The 14,750-nt window shown below is 44.5% G+C and carries 4 protein-coding genes; all 4 read left to right on the plus strand.

From position 1 onward, the window contains the following. A partial coding sequence (locus ACS5PU_RS16120; RefSeq protein WP_439460186.1) for a DUF7507 domain-containing protein occupies positions 1 to 8,968 on the plus strand: 8,968 nt, incomplete at its 5' end. Between the two features lie 13 nt (positions 8,969 to 8,981). Then, positions 8,982 to 9,956 carry a PorP/SprF family type IX secretion system membrane protein gene (locus ACS5PU_RS16125; RefSeq protein ID WP_439460187.1) on the plus strand — a complete coding sequence of 325 codons (975 nt, stop codon included), beginning with the start codon at positions 8,982 to 8,984 and terminating at the stop codon, positions 9,954 to 9,956. Between the two features lie 111 nt (positions 9,957 to 10,067). After that, the gene (locus tag ACS5PU_RS16130; protein ID WP_439460188.1) at positions 10,068 to 10,715 is read left to right on the plus strand and encodes a response regulator; all 648 of its coding nucleotides are present in this window, start codon (positions 10,068 to 10,070) and stop codon (positions 10,713 to 10,715) included. A 962-nt stretch (positions 10,716 to 11,677) separates the two neighbouring features. Then, positions 11,678 to 14,750, plus strand: a 3,073-nt coding sequence (locus ACS5PU_RS16135; protein WP_439460189.1) for a beta strand repeat-containing protein, incomplete at its 3' end; no start/stop codon positions are given.

A 14,750-nucleotide genomic window follows, 5' to 3' on the forward strand; every position in this document is an offset into this window, starting at 1 on the left:
TACTATTAAGGTAACTGTTGCTTCCGGTGCGATTTTAGCGAAAGATGATGCCGGTTCGGCCAACTCGGTAAGCGGTGGAACGGCTGTAGCAAATGTTTTAAACAACGATACTTACAACGGAACTGCAACAGCACCGACATTAAATGATGTCACCATCACCAACGGTACGAATGACAGCAACGGCAAGGTAACGCTTAACCCTGCAACAGGTGCGGTAAGCGTGGCCGCGAATACCCCGGCAGGTGTTTACACCTTGACTTATACCATTACCGATAAGCTGGATGCAAGCAAAACTTCAACCGCTACGGTAAAAGTGACTGTGGCTTCCGGCGCGATTTTAGCGAAGGACGATGCAGGCTCTGCAAATTCTGTAACCGGCGGAACAGCTGTAGCAAATGTTTTAAGCAACGATACCTACAACGGAACTGCAACAGCACCGACATTAAATGATGTCACCATCACCAACGGTACGAACGACAGCAACGGCAAGGTAATGCTTGACCCTGCAATGGGAGCGGTGAGTGTTGCAGCAAATACCCCGGCTGGCGTTTACACCCTGACTTACACGATTACCGATAAACTGGATGCTTCGAAAACTTCTACCGCTACGGTAAAAGTGACGGTGGCTTCGGGCGCAATTTTAGCGAAAGATGATGCCGGTTCAGCGAACTCGGTAACCGGCGGAACGGCTGTAGCAAATGTTTTAAACAACGATACCTATAATGGAACCACTGCTGCTCCGACCCTGGCCGATGTCACCATCACCAATGGCACCAACGACAGCAATGGCAAGGTAACGCTTGCCCCTGCAACAGGCGCGGTAAGCGTGGCCGCGAATACCCCGGCTGGCGTTTACACCCTGACTTACACGATTACCGATAAACTGGATGCTTCGAAAACTTCTACCGCTACGGTAAAAGTGACGGTGGCTTCGGGCGCAATTTTAGCGAAAGATGATGCCGGTTCAGCGAACTCGGTAACCGGCGGAACGGCTGTAGCAAATGTTTTAAACAACGATACCTATAATGGAACCACTGCTGCTCCGACCCTGGCCGATGTCACCATCACCAATGGCACCAACGACAGCAATGGCAAGGTAACGCTTGCCCCTGCAACAGGCGCGGTAAGCGTGGCCGCGAATACACCGGCTGGTGTTTATACCTTAACTTATACCATTACCGATAAGCTGGATGCAAGCAAAACTTCTACCGCTACGGTAAAAGTGACTGTTGCTTCAGGCGCAATTTTGGCGAAAGACGATGCCGGTTCAGCGAACTCGGTAACGGGCGGAACAGCGGTAGCGAACGTACTTTCGAACGATACCTATAATGGAACCACTGCTGCTCCAACCTTGGCCGATGTAACCATCACCAATGGCACCAACGACAGCAACGGAAAGGTAACGCTCAACCCTGCAACAGGTGCGGTAAGCGTGGCCGCGAATACCCCAGCGGGTATTTACACTTTGACCTATACCATCACCGATAAACTGGATGCTTCTAAAACTTCTACCGCTACGGTAAAAGTAACCGTGGCTTCGGGCGCAATTTTGGCGAAAGACGATTCCGGTTCAGCGAACTCGGTAACGGGCGGAACAGCGGTAGCGAACGTACTTTCGAACGATACCTATAATGGAACCACTGCTGCTCCAACCTTGGCCGATGTAACCATCACCAATGGCACCAACGACAGCAACGGAAAGGTAACGCTCAACCCTGCAACAGGTGCGGTAGGCGTGGCCGCGAATACCCCAGCGGGTATTTACACTTTGACCTATACCATCACCGATAAACTGGATGCTTCTAAAACTTCTACCGCTACGGTAAAAGTAACCGTGGCTTCGGGCGCAATTTTGGCGAAAGACGATGCCGGTTCAGCGAACTCGGTAACCGGCGGAACGGCTGTTGCGAATGTACTTTCAAACGATACTTACAACGGAACCACTGCTGCTCCAACCTTGGCCGATGTAACCATCACCAACGGCACCAACGACAGCAATGGCAAGGTAACGCTTAACGCTGCAACAGGCGCGGTGAGCGTAGCCGCGAATACCCCGGCGGGTGTTTACACTTTGACCTATACCATCACCGATAAGCTTGATGCAAGCAAAACTTCTACCGCTACGGTAAAAGTGACCATGGCTTCAGGCGCAATTTTGGCGAAAGACGATGCCGGTTCAGCGAACTCGGTAAGCGGCGGAACAGCTGTGGCGAATGTACTTTCGAACGATACCTACAACGGAACTGCAACAGCGCCGACATTAAATGATGTCACCATCACCAATGGCACCAACGACAGCAATGGGAAGGTAACTCTTAACGCTGCAACAGGCGGTGTAAGCGTGGCCGCGAATACCCCGGCAGGCGTTTATACCCTGACTTATACCATCACCGATAAACTGGATGCAAGCAAAACTTCTACCGCTACGGTAAAAGTGACGGTGGCTTCTGGTGCGGTTTTGGCCAAAGATGATGCCGGTTCAGCGAACTCGGTAACCGGCGGAACGGCTGTAGCGAATGTACTTTCGAACGATACTTACAATGGAACTGCAACAGCACCGACATTAAACGATGTCACCATCACCAATGGCACCAACGACAGCAATGGCAAGGTAACGCTTAACCCTGCAACAGGCGCGGTAAGTGTGGCCGCGAATACCCCGGCAGGTGTTTACACCTTAACTTATACCATTACCGATAAACTTGATGCTTCTAAAACTTCAACCGCTACGGTAAAAGTGACTGTTGCTTCAGGCGCAATTTTGGCCAAAGACGATGCCGGTTCAGCGAACTCGGTAACCGGCGGAACAGCGGTAGCGAATGTTTTAAGCAATGATACCTATAATGGAACCACGGCTGCTCCAACTTTGGCAGATGTGACCATCACCAATGGCACCAACGACAGCAATGGCAAGGTAACGCTCAACCCTGCAACAGGCGCGGTAAGCGTTGGCGCGAATACCCCGGCAGGCGTTTATACCTTAACTTATACCATCACCGATAAACTGGATGCAAGCAAAACTTCAACCGCTACTATTAAGGTAACAGTTGCTTCGGGTGCTTTAATAGCTAAAGACGATGCCGGAAATGCGAACGGTTTAGTAGGAGGGGTGGCTGTTAGTAATGTGCTTGCAAACGATAGCTACAATGGCACCACAACAGCACCAACTTTAAATGAGGTAAATCTTTCACAAATTTCTACCTCTAATCCAAATGTTACACTTAATGTGGCAACGGGTCAGGTAGAAGTGAAACCGAATACCCCGGCAGGAGTTTATACTTTGATTTATGAAATCGCAGATAAGTTAGATGCAAACCAAATCAAACAGGCTACTGTAACCGTTACCGTTGCTGCGCCCGCCTTGGCAGCCACAAACGATTCAGGAAATGCAAACGGCTTCACTGGAGGTACTGCAGTAGAAAATGTACTAGCTAACGATACCTACAACGGCAACCCGGCTACCTTGAACGAGGTGAAATTAAGCCAGGTTTCAAGTACCAATCCAAATATCAGCTTAGATGTAACCACCGGAAAAGTTAACGTTGCACCGAACACACCGGCAGGTAGCTATACGCTGGTTTACCAGATTGAAGACAAACTGAACCCTGGTCAGGTAAAAACGGCTACTGTAACCATTACGATTGCTGCACCTGCCTTGGCAGCCACAAACGATTCAGGAAATGCAAACGGCTTTAGCGGTGGTACGGCAGTAGAAAATGTACTGGCAAACGACACCTACAACGGTAACCCGGCTACCTTGAACGAGGTGAAATTAAGCCAGGTTTCAAGTACCAATCCAAATATCAGCTTAGATATAACCACCGGAAAAGTGAACGTCGCACCGAACACACCGGCAGGTAGCTATACGCTGGTTTACCAGATTGAAGACAAGCTGAACCCTGGTCAGGTAAAAACGGCTACTGTAACCATTACGGTTGCTGCACCTGCCTTGGCAGCCACAAACGATTCAGGAAATGCAAACGGTTTTAGCGGTGGTACTGCAGTAGAAAATGTACTGGCAAACGATACCTACAACGGCAACCCGGCTACCTTGAACGAGGTGAAATTAAGCCAGGTTTCAAGCAGCAATCCAAACGTTACTTTAGATGTAACCACCGGAAAAGTGAACGTTGCACCGAACACACCGGCAGGTAGCTATACGCTGGTTTACCAGATTGAAGATAAACTGAACCCTGGTCAGGTTAAAACGGCTACTATAACCGTTACCGTCGGCGCACCTGCCTTGGCAGCCACAAACGATTCAGGAAATGCAAACGGCTTTAGCGGTGGTACGGCAGTAGAAAATGTACTGGCAAACGACACCTACAACGGTAACCCGGCTACCTTGAACGAGGTGAAATTAAGCCAGGTTTCAAGTACCAATCCAAATATCAGCTTAGATATAACCACCGGAAAAGTGAACGTCGCACCGAACACACCGGCAGGTAGCTATACGCTGGTTTACCAGATTGAAGACAAACTGAACCCTGGTCAGGTAAAAACGGCTACTGTAACCATTACGGTTGCTGCACCTGCCTTGGCAGCCACAAACGATTCAGGAAATGCAAACGGCTTTAGCGGTGGTACGGCAGTAGAAAATGTACTGGCAAACGATACCTACAACGGCAACCCGGCTACCTTGAACGAGGTAAAATTAAGCCAGGTTTCAAGTACCAATCCAAATATCAGCTTAGATGTAGCCACCGGAAAAGTGAACGTTGCACCGAACACACCGGCAGGTAGCTATACGCTGGTTTACCAGATTGAAGATAAACTGAACCCTGGTCAGGTTAAAACGGCTACTATAACCGTTACGGTTGCTGCGCCCGCTTTGGCAGCCACAAACGATTCAGGAAATGCAAACGGCTTTAGCGGTGGTACGGCAGTAGAAAATGTACTGGCAAACGATACCTACAACGGTAACCCGGCTACCTTGAACGAGGTAAAATTAAGTCAGGTTTCAAGTACCAATCCAAATATCAGCTTAGATGTAACCACCGGAAAAGTGAACGTTGCACCGAACACACCGGCAGGTAGCTATACGCTGGTTTACCAGATTGAAGACAAGCTGAACCCTGGTCAGGTTAAAACGGCTACTGTAAGCGTTACAGTTGGCACTGGTGCCATTTTGGCTAAAGACGATGCGGGAACAATAAACGGTTTCACTGGCGGAACAGCAGTGAATAATATTTTGGTTAATGATGAATACAATAATGGATCAACAGCCACTCTAGGAACTGTTTCGATTACGCAGATTTCAACCGATAATCTTAATGTAACCATAGATGTTGCCACTGGAAAAGTTAATGTTGCCACCAATACAGTACCGGGTATTTATCATGTATCCTATCAAATTACCGATAAATTAGATCCAGCTAAATCATCAACTGCGATAGTAACTGTAACTGTTCCAAACTGGATAACCGATCTTCAGGTAAGCAAAACCGCAGATGTAGCTGGCGTAGAAAACAATGGAGCCATCAGTTATACCATCAACGTTAAAAACAATGGTCCGGCAACCGTATTAAGTGGTAAATCAATCAGCCTGATAGAAAACCTTCCGGCAGGATTGGAAAATATTACCTATAATGCCGTTGGTGGAACCTATAGTGCGGCAGCAAATACCTTTACCCTGGCAGCCGATTTATTGGCTGGCGGACAGGTTAGTTTAACCGTTAATGGCCGTGTTGCAGCTGGTTTTACCGGCGCAGGCTTAGTAAACAAAGTTTCATTGGCAGCAGCTCCTGGAACAACCGATCCTGATCAATCAAACGATGAGCAATCGGTAAGCACACCAATACTGAAAGGTAAAATTGCCCTAATTAAAACTGCAGCATTAAGTGCTGATGGCAATACCATTACTTATACTTTCAAAATTGTAAATACTGGTAATGTAGTTTTATCTGATGTTGTAGCAGTTGATAATAAGTTAGGTTTGAATAAAACTTTCACAGGTATTTTAGCTGTTGGTGCAAGCTTTACCCACACCCAGGTTTATACTTTATCTCAAAATGATAAAGATGCAGGGGCGGTAAGCAATACGGCATCTGTAACGGCTAAAACACCAGCGGGAAATACGGTTACTGATATTTCAGGAACTGGATCGGATAACGATACCCCAACGGTAACACCTTTCGTAACTACACCAGCCTTTACTTTTACAAAAGCGGCTACTGTGGTAGGCTCGAAAGCTGGCGAATCTATCGGTTATACCTTCACCATTACCAATACAGGCAATACCACTTTAAGCAATTTAACGGTAAGCGATGCCGCTGTTGATGCTGGAAGCATAAGTCCTGCAAATATTGATAAGTTATTGCCTGGCGCAAGCGTTACCGTATCGGCTAAACATACCCTAACGCAAAACGACATCAATCAGGGCAGTTTTACCAACCAAGCGGTGTTAAAGTTAACAGATAGCAAGGGCAACACTATTACCAAAGTATCCGACGATCCGGCCACTACTGCTGCTGATGATGCTACCGTGACCAAATTAATGGCTTCACCTGCATTTATCTTAACAAAATCGGCTACAAATACGGTAACCAAAGCCGGCGATGTAGTGAATTACAGCATAGTATTTAAAAACACCGGAAATGTTACTTTATCGAATATCGTTTTAACCGATGCCAATGCCGATGCGGGAAGTTTAACGCCATCTGCCATTGCTTCAGTATTGCCTGGTGCAACCATTAATATCACGGCCAGGCACACGGTAAAACAAAGTGATGTAAATGCCGGAGGATTTAGCAATCAGGTTAACGCAACCGTAAAAGATGCAAAAGGCAATACCATTACCAAAGTATCTGACGATCCGGCAACAGCTGCCGCAGATGATGCAACCTTTACCGCAATTGCGGCAAACCCATCCGTAAGGTTTACCAAACTGATTGCAAGTGGGGCAGGTGTGGTAAAAGTTATCGAATATAACATTGAGGTTACCAACACCGGAAACATCACCTTAACCAATATTGTGGTTACCGATCAGGGTGCCGATCCGGGCAGTATTACCCCTTCGATAATCAGCAAATTAGAACCTGCAGAAACGGCATTGATTTTGGCCAGACATACTTTAACCCAGCCAGAAATTGATTACGGTAAATTTGTAAACCAGGCCAATCTGGTGGCAGGTTATGGAGCAGGAAATAAGCTGTCGAAAGTGTCTGATAATCCGAAAACCTTAGCACTTGATGACCCTACAGTTTATTTAATTCCTGAAAATCCGGGCATTACCTTGGTGAAAAAAGGCGTTTTAAGTGCCGATGGCAATACCATTACCTACACCTTTACGGCCAATAATACCGGTAATGTTACCTTATCAAGCTTCAACCTGGCAGATGCTAAAATTTCAGGTCCGGTTACTTTTGTGCCATCAAGTATTGCCCCAGGCGAAACTGCTGTTGCCACTGTAGTATATACCATTACACAAGCTGAAAAAAATGCAAGCTCGGTAACAAATACGGCTACGCTTACTGCAAATACCCCTGCCGGAAATAAAATTTCGGATGTATCGGGTACAGCTGAAGATAACGATAGTCCTACTATTTTAGAACTGACAAAAATTACCAGTGCGAAAACGGTTACCGATGCCAATAATAATGGTAAAGCCGAGGCAAACGAAGTATTAACCTACAATATCCTTGTGCGTAACAATGGTTCTAGCACCAGAACTGGCGTTAAAATAACCGATGCCATCCCGGTAAATACCACCTACGTTGCAGCAAGTGCCGATAAGGGCGGTGTATTGTTAGGTAATGTATTGAACTGGAGCAATTTAACCGTGCCGGCCAACGGACAGGTGCTGGTAAGTTTCAAAGTTACTGTTGATGCGCTTATCCCATCGGGTATTTTAACCATCAGCAATATCGCTACGGTAACCGATCCAGCCAATATCACATCGCCATTAAACCCAGCCGTTTCTATACCTACCGAAGGTAAATTGGAAGGAAGCAAATCGGTGGCCGATACCAAGGGCAATAAAGATGGTAAGGCACAGGCGAACGAAATTTTAACTTATTCGTTGCAGGTGCGCAATAGCGGAGGTGCTGCACTGAACGGTGTAACCATTACCGATGAGCTTCCGGCAGGATTAACCTATGTGCCAGGCTCTGTTTCTGGCTATGGTACAGCAATGGGCAACACCTTAAAATGGACCATTAACATGCAGCCGAACTCGAGTACGGTTTTAACTTTCGATGCAAAAGTAGCACCTGATGTAAACAGTTATAACACCATCAAAAACGTAGCGGTTATGACAGCTCCAACCGGACTAACCATAAACCCGATAGCAGAAGTTGATGTAGATAAATCAGCAGATCTGGTGATTACCAAAGAGCTGTTAACCAAAGGCGAGATCAAAACAGGATCGGATGTAACCTATAAAATAACCGTAACCAATAAAGGCGCCAACAGGGCTACCGGCGTTACTGTTACCGATAGGCTTTCTACCATTATTGATGCGCCAAAAGAGATTACGGTTACTACCGGAACAACAACGTACACCACAAGCACAAGAGATTTTGTGTGGCTGGTTGGAAATCTGGAACTGAATCAAACGGCTACCTTAACCTTCAAATCGAGAACGCTTGCTTCGGGTACGCTGAACAATTCGGCTTCAGTAAAAGGCGATCAGCCAGATCCGGCCATGAATAACAATACGGTTTTAGCCGATGCTGCGATCATTTCGGGTGATGACCTGCTGATTCCGAACCTGTTTACACCAAATGGAGATGGTAGAAATGATACTTTCGAAATTAACGGACTGGCTGAATTTGCGGAGAATGAACTGACCATCGTGAACCGTTGGGGCAATGAAGTATTCCACGCTAAAGGCTACCAGAACAACTGGACGGGCGAGGGACTGAACGAAGGTACTTACTACTATTTATTGAGGGTAAGAAAATCGGGTGGCAGTGAGCAGAAAGTATTTAAAGGGTACATCACTTTAATCAGGGCATTTAAGAATTAAGTACGGAACTGAGATGATGAAGAAATTAGTAGTATTAGTTGCAGGTTCGTTTCTGCTGCTCTGGCATTCCGCATCTGCACAGCAGGATGCGCAGTACAGCCAGTACATGTTCAACGGGATCTATATCAATCCGGCCTATGCCGGTTATAAGGAAGTGCTCAATGTGCACAGTTTTTACCGTAGCCAGTGGACAGGCATTACCGGTGCCCCGCGGTCTATGTCGCTTGCGGTAGATGCCATTGCCAACAGCGGCAACGTGGGTCTGGCATTGCAGATGGCGGCCGATAAACTGGGTGCACAGAACAACCTGAGCATTTACGGCAACTATGCCTACCGCATCCCCATGAACGATGATGGCAGCTCGAGGCTGGCCCTTGGCCTTGGTGTGGGCATGGTGCAGCTGGGCATTGATGGTTCCATGCTGAACCCGAACAATCCCGAGCCCAACCAGCCGGTGGGCATGCAGAGCACCATCGTACCCGATGCAAGGGCAGGGGTGTACTTTGCCAACGACAAATATTATGCGGGCTTCTCGGTAGATAACCTGATTGCCACCTACATCAATATCGACCGTTACGCCTTTATCCCACAGCCCAAACCGCATTATTACCTAACAGCCGGCGCACTTTTCCCGCTTTCTGAGGACTTTCAGATCAAACCCTCATTCCTATTGAAGGACGACCGTGGCGGTCCGACGAGTTTGGATCTGAATGCCTTTTTACTGATCAAAGATTTTTTATGGGTTGGCGGTTCTTACCGTACCGGTGTAAAGCTGTATGATAAAAGTTACCTGCAGAAAGACCTTACGCCAAGAAACTCTGCTGTGGCGGCAATTCAGCTTTTTCCTTCCGAAAAGATCAGGATCGGTTATGGCTACGATTTTTCAATCGGGCCATTGCAGGGCTATAGCAGTGGTACGCATGAGATTTCTATTGCTTATTCGTTTATTAAACAGAACATCCGATTGGCTACGCCAAGGGTGTTTTAAACAAAACTGTGTAGTTGTGTATAATAATATTTACACATTTCGACAAAAAATAAATTACATTAGTGTACAAAAAAGTAACTTTTTATTAACTTGCAGAATATTATAAAAACAATGAAAACAAAAAATGCCGCTAGCACCTTTACAGTGCTCATCGCCGATGATCATGAAATTATCCGTCGTGGTTTAAAAGGTTTAATATCAGACTTTTGGTCGGGTGTAGAAATCATTCATGCTTCTACATTAGAGCAGGCACTGATTGAAACAGAGAAATCTCCAAACTTAATTATCATCGATGTTAATTTGCCTGGAGGTAATAACCTCAAAGTAATCGATCAACTTAAATTGGTTCAGCCAAATGCAAAAATTTTGGTTTTCTCTTCATTAAACGAGAACATTTATGCGGTTCCATATTTAAAATCTGGTGCATCAGGTTACTTAACCAAAAATGCCGAAGAATCAGAAATTGTTACTGCAATTACCACAATTTTGGCCGGTAGCCGTTACTCGAGCAGAAATGTTAAAGAAAACATGTTTAACAGCATTTTGGGTAACGATGCAGATAATCCATTTACCAAACTTTCGGGCAGGGAATTAGAAGTAGCAGAACTTTTAACAAAAGGCATTGGCGTATTAGAAATTTCTAACCAGTTAAACCTGCAAATGGGAACAGTTAGTACGTATAAATTGAGGCTTTTTCAAAAACTGAAGATCAAAAGCATAATCGAACTTGCTGAAAAAATGAGTATTTACGAAAGATAAAAAGAGTATTTTACTCTTTTTATCTTTCCTTATTTTGTTAACTGTACCAGCTCCGCTTTCTCCTGATTCGTTGGGATTAGAGCCTGCCTGACCAAATTTATCTGAAGAGCCTTTTCCGTTCTGATCAAAGGATGCCTTTCCGGCTGAAGTACCTTTGGTTTTATTTACGTCTTTTCCTTCCGTTTCTTTTTTTTCGCTTTTCATAATATCGGTTTTACCTTAATAAACATTTCACAGTGTGTAAAGTTTTATACACGCCAACTTTGGTGTAAAAGCTAATGTTTTTGGTCTTAATTTACCATGGCTTATCTTGCTGTCTGCTACTCAATATGTTTTGAAATTGCGGAGATAGGGGAGCGCTATTTAGCCATGGTGAAAGGTCTCTTTGTATTTAAAATTTTCATCCCATGAATCCTTATCCTTTCTAAATCGTTTTACTTTATCAGTTCTAATTTTATAACAGGAATTCTATCTTTTTTCTCTGGCGGAGATTGAATATGTTTTGAGCGTCCGAATAAATCTGGAATATCAATTCTCAGCGATAGCTTAATCACACTAATTGAAATTTTGAGTTGTAAACCGAAATTGCCATAAAATGTGCCATTTAAACAGTTGTAGAGCTGTAAGTTGTATGAAAAATATTGACGCAGATCAATGTCTGAGGAAATTTACATACCCTAAAAGCACTGAATAGGCTTGATGGTGACATGTTTCTTTTGATAAAAATCAATTTATCCGAAATTTGTATAATTAATTATACTTAAATTGGTGTACTCAGTAAAAAATATGATACCTAATCACATATCTTTGCCCAACAAAATGTGAGTAAGTGGAAAAAAAACATTTTTTTACATTTTTTAAAACCAGAGGTTTTAAGATTACGTAAGTAGGCTTTAAACCCGACAAACTGTTATTGTAGGAATGGCAACATTCCTATTGCTGCAACTTCTATCATCCCGTGTATGAATAAAAATTTACTCTCTTTGTGTGGTCCCGCACGAAATTTTTCGAGGATTAACAATTATTTAACGAACAGTTATTGTAAATATTTTGCGCCTGTACTGTTTTTATTGATTGTACTTCTTTTTACGAATGTAAATTCAGCTTTTGCTGATGGAAGTATCAATTTATATCCTGATGTCACCAATGGAACGGCAGTGGGTGGTAGGGCTAAACTAAGGTCTTCTAATACCACGAACGCTTCCTTTCCATTCGCAAACTTAGGTGTTCATTACGTATATGCTGCAGTTAATGAGCGTATCACTATGGCAAGTAGTGCCATGATTAACGGTACAGGTAGTTTTATCAGGCTTACCAGGCCCGATGGTACAGTAGTTGCCACTTACAATCCTAGTGCAGCTAATCCTGCTCCTGGACAAATTCTGAACAGGGATGCGGAAATTGCAGGTCCGAGGAGATTTGGTCAAGCTGCTGGAGGTAATCGATACCTGCCTGTTTATTATCAGGTTGCAGCTGGAGAAACCGGTATTTTTAAAGTCGAATTTGTAGCGCCAGGGGGCATTGCTGCTACAGGTACAGACCGGGAAGATATTACCTATGATGATAACTGGACCCAAAATACAACAGGAACAAGTGCCTTTAATGGTGATAACAGTGCTTCTGGAGCGATAGCAGCATGGGATGTATCGGTTCTAAATACAGCCAATTCAGCTTTTATCCCTGGTAGGGTTTACACTAATATTCTAACCCTTGACTTGGTATCTTCATTTGAAGACAATAGAAGTTTCCATTCTGTGCTGAACGTTTTAACCAAAGATGGCTATGTTTATAATGTTGATAATAATGGTCAAAATGGTGTAGGTTTTACATTTTTTGCAAATAATAGGGGCTTTACCACCTTGGCTGGTGGCGCAGGTAACACTATTGACAAAAGTTTAAATTATTCGACTACTCCACCTGTTAAAAATCCAACAACAACTGATGATGCGGATAACATCACGCATAAAATTTTCTTTACAAAACCAAGTACAGATCTTCCAGCCACTGCAACCTTAAATGGAAGCAGCACCTGGTTAAGGCTTGCTACCCCCATCACACCCCAGGTAAGTAATTTTAGTTTCAATGGTGTAGAAGGGTCTTCCACGAGGATAAGTAACAAGGGGGCTTACGTTAACTTTACTTCCAGTGTGGCTGGTGTTTATAAAATCACCATTCCAGGTAATGGCAATTTTATAGATCGTGTAATAACGGGGCGAATGAGTACAGCAGGTGCAAAACAGGTATATTGGGATGGCCGGGCTGGTTCCGCACTCGACCCAACTTTACCCGGCGCAGCAGTTCCACCTGGTACAGTTGTAAACACAATAAAAGTTCAGGTATTTTCATCCGAAGTCCATTTTCCGTTTTTGGATCTTGAGGTGAATCCAAAAGGTATAATTATTACACAAACTGATGCTTCTTATAATCAGGTACCTTCAAAAGATATTGTATATTGGGATGATACAGATGTAACACTTGCTGGAAATACTGCACCGACCAGTGCAACAAATAATGCTGCATCAACAATTTCTTCGCCAAAGAAAAACGCACTTTCAGGATCGGGTTTAAGCAGTACAACCAATGGCCACATTTGGGGTAAATATACATCAGCAGGCGGGCAGGGGTTCTCAGATTTTGGTAATGAAAGGGGATTGGATACTTATACCTATATTCCTAGTGCCGAACAGGTTCAAGCTGTATCGGCAACTATTTCCCAAGCAGATTTAGCAGTACAAAGTATTACACCGTCTGTTTCAACTGCAAAAATAGGGACTAGTATAACATATACTGTTGTTTTACGGAATATTGCCAGCTCAACGAGTGTAAGTGATGTAACTGGTGCCATTTTTAATCTCGAATATCCAGATGGATTTGTAGTAACATCGGCAACATCAGCAGTAAATAGTGGTACCGTTTCGCAGACGGCAACGAGTACCACCAACACAAAGTATGCTGCTACCTTGAACATGACCAGCGGCTCGCAGGTAACTTATACTATTACCGGTACGGTTGGAGCAGCTTTGAGCAATACAACAGTTGCAGCAAGGGCAACCATACTTAGACAGGCTGATATCTCTGATCCTGATGCTACGGATGAGAGTACTCCTACCTTTTCTGGTAACGCAGATACAGAATGTAACGGATCGCCAAGTGGTGTGGGCTGTAACAATATCGTAACTGCAAGTGGGGTAGTAGTTCCTGCCACTGTTAGTATAGTGGCAACAACGCCTAATGCTGCCGAGCCTTCTACAAATGGCCTTTTTACTGTTAATCTAACCAGTGCGGTTGCAGGTAACACTGTGGTTAACTATTCAATAGCAGGTTCTGCAGTTAATGGCACTGATTACAATACCTTAACTCCTTTAACAGGATCAGTAACCATTTTGGCAGGTCAAACTTCAGCAACAATTCCAGTTACGGTTTTTGACGATAATATTGTAGAAGCTAGCGAAAGTGTTATATTAACCATTACATCTGTTAATAATACAACTACTCCAGCTACTACCACATCTGCAAACAGTTCAGACTTAACTGCTACTGTAAACATTGCAGATAATGATTCAGCTACGATCACCGTAGCTACAACTGATGGCGCAGAACCTGGTACCAATGGCTCATTCGTGTTTACGATGAGCACGGCCAGTTCGACCAATACAACGATTACGTATACTGTTGGTGGCTCTGCTACCAATGGCACAGATTATGCAACGATCACAAATACGGCAACTATCCTTGCAGGTCAGACAACGGTTACCGTTCCTGTTACCGTAACCAATGATCAGATTGTGGAGGGTAATGAAACAGTGGTGTTAACTTTTACAAGTGCAACAAACAATCCTAGTATAACCGTTACCCCTGCAACCGCTACAGTAAATATTGCCGATGATGATGCGGTTACTCTGGTATTAAGTGGCCCAGCAAGCGTAAATGAAAATGCAGGAACAGCAACATATACCGTAACCCTTACAGGTACTGCCGGTACAACCATAAAAAATGCGGTTAGTGCAACTACCGGCGTAACCCCGGGTACGGCTT

The sequence above is a fragment of the Pedobacter sp. GSP4 genome (assembly GCF_051857575.1).
GTDB lineage: Bacteria > Bacteroidota > Bacteroidia > Sphingobacteriales > Sphingobacteriaceae > Pedobacter.